Source organism: Cellulomonas shaoxiangyii (assembly GCF_004798685.1).
In the GTDB taxonomy this organism is placed as follows: Bacteria; Actinomycetota; Actinomycetes; order Actinomycetales; family Cellulomonadaceae; genus Cellulomonas; species Cellulomonas shaoxiangyii.
This window is the reverse complement of the sequence record NZ_CP039291.1, coordinates 1,558,970-1,577,167: the sequence shown is the minus strand read 5'-3', so window position 1 is coordinate 1,577,167 and position 18,198 is coordinate 1,558,970. Positions and strand designations below refer to the sequence as shown.

Sequence of the window (18,198 nt, the reverse complement as noted above, 5' to 3'; positions counted from 1 at the left end):
CTAGCCCGCCGCGTCGCCCCGGGAGCGGCCGTCCGCGCCCTGGTCGGGACCGCTGCCGGCGCCGTCGTCGCGCCGGTGCCCGTCGCCGTGCCCGACGCCGACCCGGCCGGTGCGCCACAGCCACAGCAACCCCAGCGCCGGCAGCACGAGCGGCACGTACCCGTAGCCGCGGCCGAACGCCGACCACACCGTCTCGTCCGGGAAGTCGCCGACGTCGACGAGCGAGAGCGCGCCGACGACCAGCACCCCGACGGCCTCGACCAGCACGGTGACCCACGCGAGCCGGCGGCGGTCGGACGCCAGCGCGACCGTCGCGACGACGTAGACGACGCCCGCCAGCAGCGAGAGCGCGTACGCCAGCGGCGCCTCGCCCAGCTTGGTCGTCACCTGGTAGAGGCCGCGCGCCGTGGCCGCGAGCGCGAGCACGCCGTAGACCGCGACGAGGAGGCGACCGGGGCCGTGGCCCGCGCCGCCGCGCGTCGGTGCGCTCACGCCGCGCCCCAGATCTGCAGCAGCCGGTACTCGAGGAACGCCACCGTCAGCGCGGCGACGACGAGGACGACGGAGCTCCACCGCGTGCGCTCCGCGAACGCCCACGCCGCAGCGATCGGCAGCACGATGACCTGCGTGAGGACGTAGCCCCAGAACAGCACGCCGTCGACCTGGCCGGAGCCGGTGGCCAGCAGCACACCGGCCGCCACGGCCTGCAGCACGAGCAGGCCCTCGACCACCGCGGCACCCCACAGCTGGCGCAGCACCACGGCACGGTCGCGGACGACGAACCACCCGGCCCACACGGCCAGCGCGACGCACGTGGCCACGACGAGCCAGGAGAGGGGGGCGAGCACGGTGCCCCACCGTACCCGCGCCCGGGCGGGGCGCCGTCTACCATCGGCATGTGATCTCCCTGACCAGCCAGGACCCTGCCCAGCTCGCCGTCGACGCCCTCGTGGTGGCCGTCGGCACCCGTGACGGCGGCCCGGAGCTGCTCGACGGCGGCAGCCTCCCCGCCGACCTGCGCGCCGGGCTCCTGCGCGACGCCCGCACCCTCGCGCTGACCGGCGCGCCCGACGAGGTCCGCCGCGTCCCGGCGACCGGCGTCGCCGCGGCCGTGCTCGTCCTCACGGGTGTGGGCCCGGTGGCCGCGGTCGGGCCCGAGACGCTGCGCCGCGCCGCGGGCGCCGCGACCCGCGAGCTCGCGGGGACGGCGTCGGTGGCACTAGCCCTCCCCACGACGGGTGTCGACGACGTCGCCGCGGTCGCCGAGGGCGCCCTGCTCGGGGCCTACACGTACACGCGCTACCGCACGGGCGACGGACCGGAGACGGCCGGCCCGGTGGCCCGGCTGCAGCTCGTCACGCCGCGCGCCGGCGAGAAGGCGGCGAAGGACGCCGTCGCCCGCGCCGAGGTCCTCGCCGCCGCGGTGCACGGCACGCGCGACCTCGTCAACGCCGCTCCCAACGACCTGTACCCCGCCGCGTTCGCCGACCTCGCCAAGGCCGCGGTGAAGGAGACGGGCGTGCGCGGCCTGAAGATCTCCGTGCTGGACGACAAGGCGCTCGTCGCCGGGGGCTACGGCGGCCTGGCCGGCGTCGGCCAGGGCTCCGTGCGCGGGCCCCGGCTGGTCCGCGTGGCGTGGGCGCCGTCGAAGCCGCGCGCGAGCGTCGCGCTGGTCGGCAAGGGCATCACGTTCGACTCGGGCGGCATCTCGATCAAGCCCGCGGCGGGCATGGAGGCCATGAAGTCCGACATGGCAGGCGCCGCCGCGGTGCTGCACACCGTCCTCGCAGCCGCACGCCTGGGCCTGCCCGTCGCCGTCACGGGCTGGCTCTGCCTCGCCGAGAACATGCCGTCCGGCACCGCGCAGCGCCCGTCGGACGTCATCACGATCCGCGGTGGCAAGACGGTCGAGGTGCTGAACACCGACGCCGAGGGGCGCCTGGTCATGGCCGACGGCCTGGTGGCGGCGGTTGAGGAGGGCCCGGACCTCGTCCTCGACATCGCGACGCTCACGGGTGCGCAGATGGTGGCGCTCGGCAACCGGGTGTCCGCCGTCATGGGCACCGACGACGCCCGCGCCGAGGTCGTCGCCGCGGCGCAGGAGGCGGGCGAGCAGTTCTGGCCCATGCCGCTCCCGGCCGACCTGCGTGCCGGCCTGAAGTCGAAGGTCGCGGACCTCGCGAACATCGGCGACCGCTTCGGCGGCATGCTGACCGCGGGCATCTTCCTGCAGGAGTTCGTCGGGTCGACGCCGTGGGCGCACCTCGACATCGCGGGGCCGGCCTTCAACGAGCGCGCGCCGCACGGCTACACGCCGGTCGGCGGCACGGGCGTCGGCGTCCGTACGCTGCTGCGCCTGGTGGAGCAGCGCGCCTGACGCACCCGCCCGTCCGGCGGGGGGTCGGCGCACGTCGCCGCCGGGGCGGGGTCAGCCGCGCTCGGCGGCCCTGCGCCGGCGCTCGATCCGCTGGCGCGTGTTCCAGTCGCGCACGCGCTGCGGGTAGCCGGTGCGCTGGACGTCGTAGACGGGGATGCCGAGCTCGCGGGCCAGCGTGCCCGCGGTGCGCTCGTCGGGCACCTTGCGCCGCGTCCACTCCCCGTCCGTCGCGACGAGCATGATCGTCGTCTGCGTGACGTTGGTGCGCGGCTCGACGTACGCCTCGACGCCCACGTGCGTGGCGACGAAGTCGCGCAGGTACGCCAGCGTGGCGGCACGCGCGTCGCGGTCGGGCACCACCGCCGGTCCGGAGCCGGGCGCAGCGTCCCGAGCGGAGCGGCGGCGCGAGAACAGACCCATGCGCGGCACCCTACCGACGTGCGCTGGACGCGACCTGGGCACGGTTCCCCCACCACCCGCGCGGGCGCAGTCATGGGACGACTGTCACCCGACTCACACGATCGGCGCCGCCGACGCGTTCGTCCGTGCGCAGCCGGGATGCCAAGATGGGGCCGCAGCCCGATCCCACAGCCTGCGAGGAGTAGCACGTGGCCGACACCGGCACCGCTTTCGACATCGTCGTCCTGGGCGGAGGCAGCGGCGGCTACGCAGCCGCGCTGCGTGCCGCGGAGCTCGGCAAGACCGTCGCCCTGGTGGAGGCGGACAAGGTGGGCGGCACGTGCCTCCACCGCGGCTGCATCCCGACGAAGGCGCTGCTGCACGCGGCCGAGGTCGCCGACACCGCCCGTGAGGGCGAGGCATTCGGGGTCCACACGCACCTCGAGCGCATCGACATGAACGGTGTCAACAAGTACAAGGACGGCGTGATCGGCCGGCTGTACAAGGGTCTGCAGGGCCTGATCAAGGCGCGCAAGATCGAGGTCGTCGAGGGCTGGGGCAAGCTCACCGGCCCGAACACGGTGCAGGTCGGCGACCGCACGCTCACCGGCGAGCACATCGTGCTCGGCACCGGCTCGTACGCCCGGTCGCTGCCGGGGCTCGAGATCGGCGGCCGCGTCATGACGTCCGACCAGGCGCTCACGCTCGACTTCGTGCCGAAGTCCGCGATCATCCTGGGCGGCGGCGTCATCGGCTCCGAGTTCGCGAGCGTCTGGAAGTCCTTCGGCGCCGACGTGACGATCATCGAGGCGCTCCCCCACCTCGTCCCCAACGAGGACGAGGCGCTGTCCAAGGCGTTCGAGCGCGCGTTCCGCAAGCGCGGCATCAACTTCAACCTCGGCGTCCGCTTCTCGGGCGTCACGCAGGACGACAACGGCGTGCACGTCACGCTCGAGGACGGCAAGACGTTCGACGCGGACCTGCTCCTCGTCGCGGTGGGCCGCGGCCCCAGCACGTCCGGCCTCGGCTACGAGGAGCAGGGCCTCACGCTCGACCGCGGGTTCGTCATCACCGACGAGCGCCTGCACACCGGCGTGGGCAACATCTACGCCGTCGGCGACATCGTCCCGGGTCTGCAGCTCGCGCACCGCGGGTTCGCGCAGGGCATCTTCGTGGCCGAGGAGATCGCGGGCCTCAACCCGCCGGCCATCGTGGAGTCGGGCATCCCGCGCGTCACGTACTCCGAGCCGGAGATCGCCTCGGTGGGCCTCACCGAGGCCGGGGCGGTCGCGACGCACGGCGCCGAGAACGTCGAGACGCTCGAGTACAACCTCGGCGGCAACGGCAAGAGCCAGATCCTCGCCACCCAGGGCTTCGTCAAGCTCGTCCGCCAGAAGGACGGGCCGGTCGTCGGCGTGCACATGATCGGTGCGCGCGTCGGCGAGCTCATCGGCGAGGGCCAGCTCATCGTGAACTGGGAGGCGTACCCCGAGGACGTCGCCGCCCTCGTGCACGCGCACCCCACGCAGAACGAGGCGCTCGGCGAGGCCTTCCTGGCCCTCGCCGGCAAGCCGCTGCACGCCCACAACTGACCTGGATCGAAGGAGATACGAGCGGTCATGTCCGAGAACGTGCAGCTCCCCGCCCTCGGTGAGTCCGTCACCGAGGGGACCGTCACACGCTGGCTCAAGCAGGTCGGCGACACCATCGAGGTCGACGAGCCCTTGCTCGAGATCTCGACCGACAAGGTCGACACCGAGATCCCCTCGCCCGTCGCCGGCGTGCTCGAGCAGATCCTCGTCCAGGAGGACGAGACCGTCGAGGTCGGCGCCACGCTCGCCGTGATCGGCTCCGGCGACGGCGCCGGTGCGTCGGACGCGGCGCCCGCCGAGGCGCCCCAGCAGGCCCAGCAGGACGAGCCGGTCCAGCAGGCGCCCGCCGAGGAGAGCGCCGCGGAGGCGTCGTCCCAGCAGAGCGTCGAGGAGCACGAGGACGCCCCGGCGCCCGCGGAGTCCTCCCAGCCGGCGCAGGCGGAGCCCTCCGAGCCGGCTCAGCCGTCCGCCGGCGCGCAGGGTGGTGCCGGCGAGGAGGTCCGCCTCCCCGCGCTCGGCGAGTCCGTCACCGAGGGCACCGTGACCCGCTGGCTCAAGCAGGTCGGCGACGCGGTCGAGGTCGACGAGCCCCTGCTCGAGATCTCGACCGACAAGGTCGACACGGAGATCCCCTCGCCGGTCGCCGGCACGCTCCAGGAGATCCGCGTGCAGGAGGACGAGACCGTCGAGGTCGGCGCCGTGCTGGCGGTCGTCGGCTCCGGTGCGGCCGCCGCCCCGGCGCCGGAGGCAGCCCCGGCACCGGAGGCAGCCCCGGCACCGGAGGCAGCCCCGGCAACGCAGGCGGAGCCGGAGCCGGCCGCCGCGCCCCAGCCCGCGCAGCAGGAGCCGGCGCAGGCCCCGGCCGCCCCGCAGTCGGGTGGCTACGAGGCCCCGTCGCCCGAGTCGGAGTCGGCGCAGTCCGCCGGCGAGACCCCGGCCGCTCAGGAGGCTGCGGCGCACCAGCCGACGTCGCAGGAGAACCAGCAGTCGCCCGCCGCGACCGCCGGTGGCTCGTACCTGACACCGCTGGTCCGCAAGCTCGCGTCGGAGAAGGGCGTGGACGTGTCCACGCTCACCGGTACGGGCGTGGGCGGCCGCATCCGCAAGGAGGACGTCCTCGAGGCCGCCCGCCAGGCGGAGGAGGCCCGCGCGGCCGCGGAGGCGGCGAAGGCCGCGCCCGCGCCGGCCGCCGCGGCTCCCGCGTCGGCACCGGCACCGAAGGCCGCCGCGCCGGCCGTCTCGCCGCTGCGCGGGACGACCGAGAAGGCGAGCCGGCTGCGGCAGATCATCGCCGAGCGCATGGTCGAGGCCCTGCACACGCAGGCGCAGCTGACCACGGTCGTCGAGGTCGACGTCACGAAGATCGCCCGCCTGCGCGCCCGCGCCAAGGCGGACTTCTCGAAGCGCGAGGGCGTCAACCTGACGTTCCTGCCGTTCTTCGTGCAGGCGGCCGTCGAGGCCCTCAAGACCTACCCCAAGGTCAACGGCGTGCTCGAGGGCTCGACGATCACGTACCACGGGCAGGAGAACGTCGGCATCGCGGTCGACACCGCGCGCGGCCTGGTCGTGCCCGTCATCCGGGAGGCCGGCGACCTCAACCTCGCCGGCATCGCCCGGAAGATCAACGACCTCGCCACCCGGACGCGGTCGAACAAGATCACGCCGGACGAGCTGAGCGGCGCGACCTTCACGGTCACGAACACCGGTTCCGGCGGCGCCGTCATCGACACGCCGATCGTGCCCGGCGGCACGTCGGCGATCCTCGGCACGGGTGCGATCGTCAAGCGGCCCGTCGTCATCAAGGGCCCGGACGGCGAGGACGTCATCGCGATCCGGTCGATGTGCTACCTCTGCCTCTCCTACGACCACCGCCTGGTCGACGGCGCGGACGCGTCGCGCTACCTCACGGCGGTCAAGAACCGCCTCGAGGAGGGCGCGTTCGAGTCCGAGGTCGGTCTCTGACCGCACGGCACGGCACGCACGGTCACGGGCCGCGCACCCCACGGGGTGCGCGGCCCGTGCCGTACCGCGAGAGTGGGCGCGTGGACCGCATGCGCGTGGTGGTGGCGGGCTCGTCGGGGCTGATCGGGACGGCGCTCGTGCGCCACCTGACCGATGCCGGGCACGAGGTGCGCCGGCTGGTGCGCCGCAGGCCGCGGGACGGCGGCGAGATCGGCTGGGACCCGGTCGCCGGGACGATCGACGAGGCGGCGGTCGCGAGCGCCGACGCCGTCGTGGACCTCGCCGGCGTCAACGTCGGCAGCCGGCCCCTCACGGCCGCCCGCAAGCACGAGGTGGTGGCGTCCCGCGTCCAGACCGCCGGGCTCCTCGCCCGCACGCTCGCGGCGCGGGACGACGGTCCGCGCGTGCTCCTCCAGGCCTCGGGCATCGGCGCCTACGGGGACCGCGGGGACGCCCTGCTGACGGAGGACGAGCCGCTCGGGCGCACGTTCTTCGCCGACGTGGTGCGCCGGTGGGAGGACGCCACGACGCCCGCCTCCGACGCCGGGGTGCGCGTGGTGCACCTGCGCACCGGCATCGTGCTGAGCCCGCACGGCGGGGCGCTCGGCCGCCTGCTGCTGCCCCTGCGCGCCGGGGTGGCGACGCGACTGGGCGACGGGCGGCAGTACTGGAGCTGGATCAGCCTCCCCGACGAGGTGGCCGCCATCACGCACCTGCTCACCGCGCCGGTGCACGGCCCCGCGAACCTCGTCACCCGCGCCGACCGGCACGCCGCGCTGCTCGACGCCCTGCGCCGCGCGTACGGCGCCCGCCTGACGGTCCCGGTCCCCGCGGCCGCGCTCCGGGTTGCGCTCGGCGACTTCGCCTCCGAGGTGCTGGGGTCCGTCCGCGCCGACCCCGCGGTCCTGCGCGGGTCCGGGTTCGTGCCGCTGCACGGCACACCGGACGAGGTCGCGCGGTGGGTCAGGACGGGTTCCCCGCCCGCTCCCTGACGTCCCACACGCGCCACCCCTCCCCGGTGCGGCGCAGCACCAGCTCGACCGTGCGCGCCGCCGTGGCCGGCACGGTCGTGCGCTCCCCCGCCGTCGACACCCGGGTGTGCGACCCGACGGAGGAGGTCACCAGCACGACGGCGTCCCCGTCCGGGGTGCGCCCCGACACGACGGCGTCGTGCACCGCGACCGTGAGGCCGTCGCTGCGCGCCCCGGCGAGCTGGTCGAGGAGCGCGACGTCGTGCGCGAATGACGGGGAGCCGGCCACGTGCAGGGCAGCGACACCGTCGGCGGACGCCGCCGCGAGCGCGACGGCGCGCCGCCGGGTGAGGTCGGCGGCGGCAGCGGCGGGGTCGTCGGCGGCGCGCCCGGGCGTCGCCTCCGCGGCCGCTCCGGCTCCTCCCCGCACCGCGTCAGGGACCGGCGCCGCGCCCTCGCGCAGGGCCGTGACGCCCACGACCGCGAGGGCGGCGAGGGTGGCGAGGACGAGCACCGTGACGCCCGCGCGCACCGCTCGTCGCCGCCGGGGGCGGCGCGCGCGCCGCGTGACCTCGGGGGTCGGGGCGCCACGCGGCAGCGACCGGCCGGCGTCGAGCGCGACCTGCGCGCCCGCGAGGGCGTCGGGGTCGGGCATGTGCACCGGCGCGGGCTCGGCCGCGCCGAAGGCCGCGTCGACGACGTCGGCCGCCGCGGGCGCCCCGCGCCGCGCGACGTCCTCCAGCGCGTCCCGCAGCCGCGTCAGCTCGGGGAGCCCGGCGGCGAGCTCCGCCTCGAGCGGCGGCAGCACACCGAGCACGGTCGCGATCAGCCGTCGGACGTCGCCGTCCGCGGTGCCGGCGCCGGCCAGCACGCCCCGCAGGTCGACGAGCACGGGGAAGCCGTCGGGCCGCAGCACGACGCGGTCGGCCGCGACCGTGCCGTGCGCGAGGCCGGCGTCGTGCAGGGCCGCGAGCGCCTGCGCGACGGGCACCGCCACGGTGACCGCCTCAGCGTCGGTGAGCGGCGGACGCGCGGCGCGCACGGCCGCGAGCGTCGGCCCGGGGACGTGGGCGGTGAGGACGGCGACCCGCCCGGCGTCCAGGGGGACCACCTCCCGCACCGCGACGAGGTGCGGGTGCCGGACGCGGGTCAGCGCGTCCGCGAGCGCACGCAGGTGGTCGTCGGCCGGCACGCGCGCCACCTGCACCTCGAGGCCCGGCGCGTCGAGGTCGTCGACGGGGCACGTGACCCACCACGCCCCGTCCGTGCCGACGGACGCGGCAACGCGCTGGCCGCGCTCCGCGAGGAGGCGGGTGACGTCGTCGGGGACGAGGGCCGGGAGCACCCGGCCATCCAAGCGACGTGGCGGCGGGTGCGTCGTCCTGCGTCCACAGCCTCGGCCCGACGGGCGCGGGCGCCCGCGCCGACCCCCCCGGGGGCGGCGTGTCAGTCCAGCAGGACCGGCACGCCGTCGGCCGCCGACAGCCGCGCGGCGTCGAGCACGCGCGCGGTGCGCACGGCGTCCCACGGGTCCACGGGCACGGGACCGTCGGCACGGAGCCAGCGCTCGACAGCGCGGTAGACGTCGGCGTGCCCGCCGGCCGCGCGCGGCACCGGGGTGCGCTCGGCGCCCCGGACGAGCCACCCCTCGTGCGGCGGGACGTCGGCGCCCCGCCCGGCGTCGTACGCGTCGTCGAGGACGGCGAACGGCGTCGGCTCGCCCTCGAAGCTCGTCACGAGGTAGGCGGCGCGGTCCCCGAGCACGCGCGTGCGCGGGCCGGGCGCACCCACGAGCCCACCGGCCTGCAGGTGCGAGACCACGGCCGTCCCGTCCGGGCCGGGCGCGTGCTCGAGGGCCAGGAACACGTCGTCCACGGCGGGCGTCGTCAGCGCCCGCAGCTCGGCGTGGACCCGGCGCACGGGCCCGAAGAGCTGCACCGCGGAGTCGACGAGGTGCGCCCCGAGGTCCAGCAGCAGTCCCCCGGCCTCCGGGTCCTGCTCCTTCCAGCGGTGCTGCGGCTCGGGGCGGAACCTCTCCCAGCGTCGTTCGAACCGGTGCACGCGCCCGAGGGCCCCGGCGTCGAGCAGCGCGCGCAGCGTGAGCTGCTCGGGGTCCCACCGGCGGTTCTGGAAGACCGTGAGCCGCCCGCGGCGCCGCTCGGCGAGCTCGACGAGCGCGATCGCGTCGGCGGTCGTGGTCGCCAGCGGCTTGTCGACGAGCACCGGGACGTCCGCCTCGAGCGCCGCGCGCGTGTGCGCGAGGTGGTCACCCGTGGGGCTCGCGACGACCACGAGGTCGAGCTCCCCCGCGTGCGCCAGGAGGCCGGCGACGTCGGGCACGACGAGGGCGCCCGGCCAGTCGGCCCGCACCTGCTCGGCACGACGGCGGGTGACGGCCGCGACGACACGGTGCCCCGTCTCCGCCAGGAGCCGGGCGTGGATCCCCCGCCCGGCTCCCCCGTACCCGACCAGTCCGACGCGCAGCGGGTCCATGCGCGTCACTCTAGGCGGCTGGTCCCCGTCACCGGGCGGCGGGCTCGACCGGCTCCGCGGGCTCCTCGACCGCGGCGTGCACGCCGTGCTCCGGGCGCCGCGACAGCGCGCTGGGCCACCACGTGCGCGGGCCGATGTCGTGCACGAGCCCGGGCACGAGCAGGCTGCGCACCACGAACGTGTCGATCAGCACGCCGAGCGCCACGATGAACGCGATCTGCGCCAGGAAGAGCAGCGGGATGACGGCGAGCGCGGCGAACGTCGTCGCGAGCACCAGACCGGCCGACGTGATGACGCCGCCCGTCACGGCCAGCCCGCGCACGATCCCGGCGCGCGTGCCCACCGCGATCGACTCCTCGCGCACGCGGGTCATGAGGAAGATCGTGTAGTCGACGCCGAGAGCGACCAGGAACACGAACCCGTAGAGCGGCACGGTCGGGTCGGCGTCGGGCAGGCCGAGGAGGTCGAAGACGATCGCCGCGACGCCGAGGGAGGCGGCGAACGAGAGCACGTTCGCCGCCATGAGGAGCAGCCCGGCCGCGACGGAGCGCAGCAGCACGACGAGGATCAGCAGGATGACCAGCAGCACGACCGGCACGATCACGCGCAGGTCCCGCTCGCCGGCGAGCTGGGTGTCCAGCGTCTCGGCCGCGGCGCCACCGACGAGCGCCTCCGGCGCGACCTCCTCGACCGCGGTGCGCAGGTCGGCCACGACGTCGACCGCCTCCTGGCTGTCGGACGGCGCCTCGGTGACCACGTCGACGCGCGCGCGGCCGTCCACGACCACCGGCGCGGCGTCCCCGGCGGGCGCGCCCGCGGGGGTACCGGTGTAGGGGGCCGCCGACGCGACACCCGGTACGTCCTCGGCCGCGGCGACGACCGCGTCGACGTCCGTCTCGTCGACCACGATCGTCGCGGGCTGCACGGCCCCGGCCGGGAAGTGCTCGGCCAGCACCTCCTCGCCCGCGACCGAGTCGACGGGCGTGAGGAAGACGTCGGTCTGGCTCGTGCCCGTCGCGCGCAGCGTGGGCAGGAAGGCGGCGAGCACGAGCAGCGCGACCGCGGTGCTGATCCAGACGGGGCGGGCGTGCCGCCCGACCCACCGGGCCCAGCGTGCCCACAGCCCGGACGCGTCCGCCACGTCGTCGACGACCGGCGCCGCGTGTGCGCCGTGCGTCGTCGGTGCCGCGACGGAGGGCTCGTACCGCGGCAGCCGCGGCCAGAACAGCACGCGCGACCGGCGCCCCGCGATCAGCAGCAGGGCGGGCAGGAGCGTGAGGGCCGAGAGCACGGCGGCGGCGATGCCGATCGCGGCGACGGGCCCGAGGCTGCGGTTCGACCCCAGCTGCGACAGCAGGAGGCACAGCAGGCCGGCGATCACCGTGCCGGCGCTCGCGAGGATCGGCTCGAGCGACCGCTTCCACGCGCGGCCGAGCGCCTCCGCGGGGTGCTCGTGGCGCTGCAGCTCCTCGCGGTGGCGCGCGACGAGCAGCAGCGCGTAGTCGACGCTCGCCCCCACGACGAGGATCGAGAGGATGCCCTGCGACTGCCCGTTGAGCACGAGCACGTCCGCGGCGGCCAGCTCGTAGACCACCAGCCCGGCGAGCGCGAGCGCGAACACGGCCGTGACGATGACCACGAGCGGCAGGAACGGCGAGCGGTAGACCACGACCAGGATCAGCAGCACGGCGCCGAGCGCGACGAGGAGCAGGAGCCCGTCGATGCCGGCGAACGCGGTCCCGAGGTCGGTGATGAAACCGGCCGGGCCGGTGACCCACGCGTTCAGGCCCACGTCGCCCGCCTCCTCGGCGGTGGCGCCGAGGTCCTCGGCCAGCAGGGCGCGCAGGTCCTCGACGAGCAGGGTGGTCAGCCGCTCCTCACCGACGCGCTCCTCGGCGGCGTCGGCGTCGAGCGGGACGGCCAGCAGCACGGCCTCGCCGTCCTCGGCGGGCACGGGCACGACGTCGCCGGTCAGGCGGTCGGCCCAGGTGCCGTCGCCGCCGGGCACCGGGCGGTCGGGCACGGCGGCCGCGACCTCCTGCGCCGCAGTGAGCTGATCGGGGGTCACCTGTCCGCCGTCGGCCGGGGCCAGCACGACGAGCGCGGGTAGGGTCTGCGTGTCGACCAGGTCCCGCGACGCCTCCGCGGCTCGCGTGGACTCGGCCGACGACGGCAGGAACGCCGCCGCGTCGTTCGTCTGCACCTGTGCCAGCTTGCCCTGGGCCATGCCGCCCACTCCGCCGACGGCCAGCCAGACGAGCAGGGCGACGGCGACCGCCAGGGCGCGCACCCACGATTTCCTCAGCATGCTGAGCATCATGGGTCCCCGAGCGTGCTCGGGCAAGCGGAAGGGCGTGGAGCGGTGACGGACGTCACGGAGCAGGACCGGGTGGACGACCACTGGCCGGTGGGCCGGTTGCTGTCGGCGGCAGCGCGCCGCATCGAGCGGGAGTGGAACACACACCTCGCCGCGTGGGACCTCAACCACGCGAGCCACCCCGTGCTCGTGCACCTCACGGCCGGGCCCATGTCGCAGCGCGGGCTCGCGGAGGCCTGCGGCGTCACGGAGCAGACGATGAGCCGGGTGCTCGCGCGCCTGGAGCGCACGGGCTACGTGAGCCGCCGTCCGGACACGACCGACCGGCGTCGCCACGTCATCGCGATCACGGACGCCGGCCGGCAGGCGTTCCTGGCGTCCGCCGACCCGCGACCCGCGCAGGAGCGCGTCTTCGCCGCGCTCGACGAGCGGCAGCAGGAGCAGCTCCGCCAGCTGCTGCTCCTCGTGGTCCAGCCGGAGGATCCCGAGGCGTGGACTCCCCGCACCGTCCCCGAGGCCCCGGAGGGCACCCCCGGGACGGGCCGGCGGACGGCGTAGCCTGTCGGGCATGCGCGTCGACCGGCTCGAGCTCGGCACCCGGCTCCAGCCGTACGAGCCGACGTGGGCGCTGCAGCGCCAGGTCCATGCCGCCGTCGGGGCGGGCACCCGTGAGGACACCGTGCTGCTGCTCGAGCACGAGCCGGTCTACACGGCGGGCAAGCGCACCGCACGCGGCGACCGGCCCGTCGACGGCACACCCGTGGTCGACGTCGACCGCGGTGGGCGCATCACCTGGCACGGGCCCGGTCAGCTCGTCGGCTATCCCATCGTGCGGCTGGCGGAGCCCGTCGACGTGGTGCGCTACGTGCGTGCGCTCGAGGAGGCGCTCGTCCGCACCTGCGCGGACCTCGGCGTGGCGACGGAGCGCGTCGAGGGGCGCAGCGGCGTCTGGCTGCCTGCCGACGACCCGGCGACGACCCCCACGCCCCGGCGCGCGCGCAAGGTCGCCGCGATCGGCGCACGCGTGGCCCGGGGCGTGACGATGCACGGGTTCGCCCTCAACTGCTGCCCGGACCTCGCCTGGTACGCGCGCATCGTGCCGTGCGGGATCGACGACGCCGACGTGACCTCCCTGACCGCCGAGACGGGCCGGACCGTGACCGTGGGCGAGGTCGTCCCGCTCGTCGAGCGGCACCTCGCCGAGGCGCTCGCACCGCTGCTGGCAGCGGCGGCACCGGCCCCGCAGGCCGCCCCCGTGAACGCCGCCGCGGTCTGACCGCCACGGCTCCCCGTCGGCGCGGCACGTCCGCCCCCGGCGCGCGACGTCAGGCCGGGGCGCCGGCCGCCCGCAGCGCGGCGCACACCTCGCGCGCCCACGCACGCACGGCGTCGAGGTCCCGGTAGTCCCCCGCCTCGGCGCGCGTCAGCGCGACGAGCGCCCGCTCGGACAGGTCCAGCCCCTGCCGGTCGAGCCTGCCGGGGAACACGGCGACGCCGCGGGCGTCCACCGCCCGCGCCACCGCCGTGACGTCGTCCGGGACCGTCGTCGGCACCGGCGGGTCCCCGATCGGCCCCGACCAGAACAACCACACCGGCCGGGCGCGCAGCTGGCCGCCCTGCCGGTCGACCAGGTCCCGCAGCCCGAGCGCCAGCCTGCCGACGTACACGGCCGACCCGAGCACGACCGCGTCGTGGCCGTCGACCCGCTCGACGTCCTCCGGCTCCACCTCGGCCACGTCGTGGCCCGCGGCGCGCAGCTCCTCCGCGACGACCTCGCCCATCTCCCGCGTCGCACCGTGCCGCGACGCCACGCTCACCAGAACTCGCACGTCCGCCACCTCCCTGGCCCCACCGCCTCGGGCGCCTCGTCGCGCCCCGGACCGGCTCGTCTCCAGGGTGGCTCGCCGGCCCGGCGAGCGCGCGGGACCGAGGTCCCCGACCGGCGGCCGCGCGTGTCGCCCCGACGAGGTCTGCGTCACACCGCGCCCGGCCCCGTGCGGACGGGCGCGGGTTAGTCTGACCGCGTGACGATCGCCCCCGAGGGACGCCGGATGCTCCGGGTGGAGGCGCGCAACGCCGCCACCCCCATCGAGAAGAAGCCCGAGTGGATCCGCACGCGCGCCACGACGGGTCCCGAGTACAGCGAGCTCAAGGGCCTGGTGCGCCGGGAGGGCCTGCACACGGTCTGCGAGGAAGCGGGCTGCCCCAACATCTTCGAGTGCTGGGAGGACCGGGAGGCGACGTTCCTCATCGGTGGTGACCAGTGCACCCGGCGCTGCGACTTCTGCCAGATCGACACGGGCAAGCCGGCGGACCTGGACCGTGACGAGCCGCGCCGCGTGGCGTCGTCCGTCCAGGCGATGGGCCTGAAGTACGCGACCGTCACCGGCGTCGCGCGCGACGACCTGGAGGACGGCGGCGCCTGGCTCTACGCCGAGACGGTCCGCCAGATCCACGACGTCAACCCCGGCACCGGCGTCGAGCTCCTGATCCCCGACTTCAGCGGCCGGCCGGACCAGCTCGCGGAGGTGTTCTCCTCGCGGCCCGAGGTGCTCGCGCACAACGTCGAGACCGTGCCGCGGATCTTCAAGCAGATCCGGCCGGGCTTCCGCTACGACCGCTCGCTGGCGGTCATCACCGCCGCGCGGGACGCCGGCCTGGTGACGAAGTCCAACCTGATCCTCGGCATGGGCGAGACGATCGACGAGGCCAAGGTCGCGCTGGCCGACCTCGTCGGGGCCGGCTGCGACATCGTGACGATCACGCAGTACCTGCGCCCGTCCGTGCGCCACCACCCCGTCGACCGCTGGGTGCGCCCGGAGGAGTTCGTCGAGCTCTCGCACGAGGCCGAGCGGCTCGGGTTCCTCGGCGTCATGTCGGGGCCGCTCGTGCGCTCGTCGTACCGCGCCGGGCGGCTGTGGGGCCAGGCGATGCGTCGTCGCGGGCACGAGCTGCCCGCGGCGCTCGCCCACCTCGGCGAGCCGACGACGTCCCGCCAGGAGGCCTCGGCCCTGCTGGCGCGCACCCCCGGGCACTGACCCCGGCCCACCCGGCCCGGGCGGGTGCGCGGGGGCCGACGACCGCGGTCCGACGACCGGTCCGCCGGCGGCGTCCCCGCCGGTAGACTGCCGACCCATGGCACGCGAGCGCTCCACCACCCCGCAGGGCTCCTCCGCCGGCGCCGGCGCGGGGACGGGCAAGGTCAAGAAGACCCGCTGGTACCACCAGGTCTGGCAGGCCTACCGGATGACCCGCGAGAACGATCCGGCGGTCACCTGGATCCTGCTCGCCGTGTTCGTCGGCATCATCGCGCTCGGCCTCGTCATCGGCCTGCTGACCAGCAGCGTGGTGTACGTCCTGCTGCTCAGCATCCCCTTCGCCGTGCTCGGAGCGCTGTTCGTGCTCGCGCGGCGCGCGGAGACGGCGGCGTACACGCGGATCGAGGGCCGGCCGGGCGCGTCGCTCGCCGCCCTCGGGACCCTGCGCCGTGGGTGGACGTTCGGCGAGGAGCCGGTGGCGGTGGACCCCCGCACGCAGGACATGGTCTTCCGTGGCGTCGGGCGCCCGGGCGTCGTGCTCGTCGGCGAGGGGCCCCCGCACCGCATCGGCAAGCTGCTCGAGTCCGAGCGCAAGCGCACCTCCCGGGTCGTGTCGGGCGCGCCCGTGCACGTCATCCAGGTCGGCGGCGGCGAGGGTCAGGTGCCGCTGCGCAAGCTCCCCCGCACCGTGACGAAGCTCAAGCCGCAGCTCACGAAGCAGGAGGTCGGCGAGGTCCTGCGTCGGCTCACCGCGCTCGGCGCGGTCCGTCTGCCCGTGCCGAAGGGCATCGACCCCACGCGCGCGCGTCCGGACCGCAAGGGCATGCGCGGGCGCTGACGCGCGTCCCGCTGTGCGCGCCCACCGGGTGGCGACGGGACCCGGTGGCGGCGAGCGTCGTACGGACGGCGCTCGCCGGACGTCGGCTCAGCGGAGGACGAGCGCGGTGTCGGCCGCGCGGTCGTGCATGCCCCGCCCGTCCGCGTCCCACACCACGGCGGGGACGACGAGGCACAGGAGCACCGACCGGACGAGCGCCCGCAGGAGCCCGGGCGCGCCGGTCGCCACCGCGCCGCCGCCCCGCGCCGCCCCGCCGACGGGCACGACGCGCATCCCGAGCAGGCGGTGGCCGAGGGTGTGCCCGAGGGTCCCGACGAGCACGAGGTTCTCCACGGCGAAGACGGCGACCGTCGCGAGCTGGTGCCCCCGCAGCAGGAACAGGCCGTCGTAGGCGACGGGGAAGAGCACGGCCGACACGGCCAGGCAGGCCACCCAGTCCACGGCCAGCGCGGCGAGGCGGCGAGGCAGCCGTGCCAGCGATCCCGCACCCTCGGCCGGCAGGCCCAGCCCGCTCCCGTCCCGGTCGTCGCCCGCGCCGGGACCCCCGTCGAGCCAGGAGCCCCTCGAGTCGCGCGTCGTCATGCGTCCAGCCTACGGGCGGTCCACACCTCGGACGCTCGACCAGGAGTTCGACCGATCGTTACACGCACAGGCCCTCCGTAACCTGCCGGAAACAATCGCGGCACGGGCGGGAAACCCCGGGTGCCTAGCCTCGGGGGCGCCCGGGACGACCGGGCGCCACCGACCGAGGAGCAGCGGATGTTCACCAAGCCAGAGGAAGTCCTGGCGTTCATCAAGAACGAGGACGTCAAGTTCATCGACGTGCGGTTCTGTGACCTGCCGGGCGTCATGCAGCACTTCAACGTGCCGGCCGCCTCGCTCGACGCCGACTTCTTCACCGACGGCCAGATGTTCGACGGCTCGTCGATCCGCGGCTTCCAGGCCATCCACGAGTCGGACATGAAGCTCATGCCGGACGTGTCGACCGCCTACGTCGACCCGTTCCGGACGGAGAAGACGCTCAACATCAACTTCCACATCGTCGACCCGTACACCGACGAGCCCTACAGCCGCGACCCGCGCCAGGTCGCCGCGAAGGCCGAGGCGTACCTGAAGTCGACCGGCATCGCGGACACCGCGTTCTTCGCGCCCGAGGCCGAGTTCTACATCTTCGACGACGTCCGCTTCGAGACGAAGCAGAACGCGTCGTACTACTACATCGACTCCGTCGAGGCCGCCTGGAACACGGGCCGCGTCGAGGAGGGTGGCAACCTCGGCCACAAGACCCCCTACAAGGGTGGCTACTTCCCCGTCCCGCCGGTCGACCACTTCGCCGACCTGCGCGACCAGATCTCGCTGCAGCTCGACGCCCTCGGCCTGCAGGTCGAGCGTGCGCACCACGAGGTCGGCACCGCCGGCCAGGCGGAGATCAACTACCGCTTCGACACGCTCGCCAAGTCGGCCGACAAGGTGCAGCTGTTCAAGTACGTCGTGAAGAACGTCGCGCACGAGAACGGCCGCACGGCGACCTTCATGCCGAAGCCGCTGTTCGGCGACAACGGCTCGGGCATGCACGTGCACCAGTCGCTGTGGAAGGACGGCGAGCCGCTGTTCTTCGACGAGAAGGGCTACGGCGGCCTGTCCGACCTCGCCCGCTGGTACATCGGCGGCCTGCTCAAGCACGCGCCGTCGCTGCTGGCGTTCACCAACCCGACGGTGAACTCGTACCACCGCCTGGTGCCGGGCTTCGAGGCGCCGGTCAACCTCGTGTACTCGGCGCGCAACCGCTCCGCGTGCATCCGCATCCCGGTCACCGGCTCGAACCCGAAGGCCAAGCGCGTCGAGTTCCGCGTGCCGGACCCGTCGAGCAACCCGTACCTGGCGTTCGCCGCGATGCTCATGGCCGGCCTCGACGGCATCCAGAACCGCATCGAGCCGCCCGAGCCGGTCGACAAGGACCTGTACGAGCTGCCCCCCGAGGAGCACGCGCTCATCCAGCAGGTCCCCGGCACCCTCGCCGAGGTCCTCGACAACCTCGAGGCCGACCACGACTGGCTCACGGCGGGCAACGTCTTCACGCCCGACCTCATCCAGACGTGGATCGACTACAAGCGCTCCGCCGAGGTGGACCCGATCCGACTGCGGCCGCACCCGCACGAGTTCGAGCTCTACTTCGACGTCTGATCGTCCGCGGTCCGTGGCTGCTCCCAC

At 75.2% G+C, this 18,198-nt stretch carries 17 protein-coding genes; 9 read left to right on the top strand and 8 right to left on the bottom strand.

Annotated elements, in window-relative coordinates:
• Window positions 1-492 (bottom strand): hypothetical protein, encoded by a 492-nt coding sequence (locus E5225_RS07270; RefSeq protein WP_243738170.1) that lies wholly within the window; start codon window positions 490-492, stop codon window positions 1-3.
• The gene (locus E5225_RS07265; RefSeq protein WP_135973108.1) at window positions 489-848 is read right to left on the bottom strand and encodes a hypothetical protein; all 360 of its coding nucleotides are present in this window, start codon (window positions 846-848) and stop codon (window positions 489-491) included. The genes E5225_RS07270 and E5225_RS07265 overlap by 4 nt, the downstream gene beginning before the upstream one ends.
• A gap of 50 nt (window positions 849-898) precedes the next feature.
• Here E5225_RS07265 and E5225_RS07260 point away from each other — a divergent pair, with 50 nt between their 5' ends.
• Entirely contained in the window at window positions 899-2,377 is a 1,479-nt protein-coding gene (locus tag E5225_RS07260; protein WP_135973107.1) for a leucyl aminopeptidase, read from the top strand.
• A 51-nt stretch (window positions 2,378-2,428) separates the two neighbouring features.
• Here the strand turns inward: E5225_RS07260 and E5225_RS07255 are convergent, their stop codons facing one another.
• Window positions 2,429-2,797 (bottom strand): oxidoreductase, encoded by a 369-nt coding sequence (locus E5225_RS07255; RefSeq protein WP_135973106.1) that lies wholly within the window; start codon window positions 2,795-2,797, stop codon window positions 2,429-2,431.
• A 188-nt stretch (window positions 2,798-2,985) separates the two neighbouring features.
• On the opposite strand from E5225_RS07255, the gene lpdA reads away from it, so the two are divergent.
• The 3 genes from lpdA to E5225_RS07240 all read left to right on the top strand — a co-directional run bounded on the left by lpdA (window position 2,986) and on the right by E5225_RS07240 (window position 7,322).
• Window positions 2,986-4,368: a dihydrolipoyl dehydrogenase gene (gene lpdA / locus E5225_RS07250; RefSeq protein ID WP_135973105.1), complete on the top strand. Its 1,383-nt coding sequence runs from the start codon at window positions 2,986-2,988 to the stop codon at window positions 4,366-4,368.
• Window positions 4,369-4,395: 27 nt separating this feature from the next.
• Window positions 4,396-6,330 (top strand): 2-oxoglutarate dehydrogenase, E2 component, dihydrolipoamide succinyltransferase, encoded by a 1,935-nt coding sequence (gene sucB, locus E5225_RS07245; protein WP_135973104.1) that lies wholly within the window; start codon window positions 4,396-4,398, stop codon window positions 6,328-6,330.
• A gap of 89 nt (window positions 6,331-6,419) precedes the next feature.
• Entirely contained in the window at window positions 6,420-7,322 is a 903-nt protein-coding gene (locus E5225_RS07240; protein WP_135973114.1) for a TIGR01777 family oxidoreductase, read from the top strand.
• On the opposite strand, the gene E5225_RS07235 is transcribed toward E5225_RS07240, so the two are convergent.
• From E5225_RS07235 to E5225_RS07225, 3 genes are all read right to left on the bottom strand, one after another.
• A complete protein-coding gene (locus E5225_RS07235; protein WP_135973103.1) occupies window positions 7,294-8,646 on the bottom strand; it encodes a protein kinase family protein in 1,353 nt (450 codons plus the stop codon). The genes E5225_RS07240 and E5225_RS07235 overlap by 29 nt on opposite strands.
• A gap of 101 nt (window positions 8,647-8,747) precedes the next feature.
• Complete coding sequence (locus E5225_RS07230) at window positions 8,748-9,794, bottom strand: Gfo/Idh/MocA family protein (protein WP_135973102.1); 1,047 nt, start codon at window positions 9,792-9,794, stop codon at window positions 8,748-8,750.
• 28 nt (window positions 9,795-9,822) lie between these two features.
• A complete protein-coding gene (locus E5225_RS07225; RefSeq protein ID WP_243738169.1) occupies window positions 9,823-12,102 on the bottom strand; it encodes an MMPL family transporter in 2,280 nt (759 codons plus the stop codon).
• A gap of 54 nt (window positions 12,103-12,156) precedes the next feature.
• Here E5225_RS07225 and E5225_RS07220 point away from each other — a divergent pair, with 54 nt between their 5' ends.
• Together E5225_RS07220 and lipB are read left to right on the top strand one after the other, a co-directional pair.
• Window positions 12,157-12,669 carry a MarR family winged helix-turn-helix transcriptional regulator gene (locus E5225_RS07220; protein ID WP_135973100.1) on the top strand — a complete coding sequence of 171 codons (513 nt, stop codon included), beginning with the start codon at window positions 12,157-12,159 and terminating at the stop codon, window positions 12,667-12,669.
• A 10-nt stretch (window positions 12,670-12,679) separates the two neighbouring features.
• Window positions 12,680-13,387 carry a lipoyl(octanoyl) transferase LipB gene (gene lipB / locus E5225_RS07215; RefSeq protein ID WP_135973099.1) on the top strand — a complete coding sequence of 236 codons (708 nt, stop codon included), beginning with the start codon at window positions 12,680-12,682 and terminating at the stop codon, window positions 13,385-13,387.
• Between the two features lie 49 nt (window positions 13,388-13,436).
• On the opposite strand, the gene E5225_RS07210 is transcribed toward lipB, so the two are convergent.
• Window positions 13,437-13,940, bottom strand: coding sequence for a flavodoxin domain-containing protein (locus tag E5225_RS07210; RefSeq protein WP_135973098.1), 504 nt, complete (start codon window positions 13,938-13,940; stop codon window positions 13,437-13,439).
• A 195-nt stretch (window positions 13,941-14,135) separates the two neighbouring features.
• Here E5225_RS07210 and lipA point away from each other — a divergent pair, with 195 nt between their 5' ends.
• Together lipA and E5225_RS07200 are read left to right on the top strand one after the other, a co-directional pair.
• The gene (gene lipA / locus E5225_RS07205; protein ID WP_135973097.1) at window positions 14,136-15,149 is read left to right on the top strand and encodes a lipoyl synthase; all 1,014 of its coding nucleotides are present in this window, start codon (window positions 14,136-14,138) and stop codon (window positions 15,147-15,149) included.
• A gap of 97 nt (window positions 15,150-15,246) precedes the next feature.
• A complete protein-coding gene (locus tag E5225_RS07200) occupies window positions 15,247-15,987 on the top strand; it encodes a DUF4191 domain-containing protein (RefSeq protein WP_135973096.1) in 741 nt (246 codons plus the stop codon).
• 87 nt (window positions 15,988-16,074) lie between these two features.
• On the opposite strand, the gene E5225_RS07195 is transcribed toward E5225_RS07200, so the two are convergent.
• The gene (locus E5225_RS07195; protein ID WP_135973095.1) at window positions 16,075-16,569 is read right to left on the bottom strand and encodes an RDD family protein; all 495 of its coding nucleotides are present in this window, start codon (window positions 16,567-16,569) and stop codon (window positions 16,075-16,077) included.
• Window positions 16,570-16,746: 177 nt separating this feature from the next.
• On the opposite strand from E5225_RS07195, the gene glnA reads away from it, so the two are divergent.
• A complete protein-coding gene (gene glnA, locus E5225_RS07190) occupies window positions 16,747-18,171 on the top strand; it encodes a type I glutamate--ammonia ligase (protein WP_135973094.1) in 1,425 nt (474 codons plus the stop codon).
• The last annotated feature ends 27 nt before the right edge of the window (window positions 18,172-18,198 follow it).

Excerpts from the sequence above, each read along its gene's own strand:
- E5225_RS07240 (WP_135973114.1), top strand. The coding sequence starts at position 6,420 with ATGCGCGTGGTGGTGGCGGGCTCGTCGGGGCTGATCGGGACGGCGCTC.
- E5225_RS07255 (WP_135973106.1), bottom strand. The coding sequence starts at position 2,797 with ATGGGTCTGTTCTCGCGCCGCCGCTCCGCTCGGGACGCTGCGCCCGGC.
- E5225_RS07195 (WP_135973095.1), bottom strand. The coding sequence starts at position 16,569 with ATGACGACGCGCGACTCGAGGGGCTCCTGGCTCGACGGGGGTCCCGGC.
- glnA (WP_135973094.1), top strand. The coding sequence starts at position 16,747 with ATGTTCACCAAGCCAGAGGAAGTCCTGGCGTTCATCAAGAACGAGGAC.
- E5225_RS07200 (WP_135973096.1), top strand. The coding sequence starts at position 15,247 with ATGGCACGCGAGCGCTCCACCACCCCGCAGGGCTCCTCCGCCGGCGCC.
- E5225_RS07230 (WP_135973102.1), bottom strand. The coding sequence starts at position 9,794 with ATGGACCCGCTGCGCGTCGGACTGGTCGGGTACGGGGGAGCCGGGCGG.
- sucB (WP_135973104.1), top strand. The coding sequence starts at position 4,396 with ATGTCCGAGAACGTGCAGCTCCCCGCCCTCGGTGAGTCCGTCACCGAG.
- lipB (WP_135973099.1), top strand. The coding sequence starts at position 12,680 with ATGCGCGTCGACCGGCTCGAGCTCGGCACCCGGCTCCAGCCGTACGAG.
- E5225_RS07225 (WP_243738169.1), bottom strand. The coding sequence starts at position 12,102 with ATGCTGAGGAAATCGTGGGTGCGCGCCCTGGCGGTCGCCGTCGCCCTG.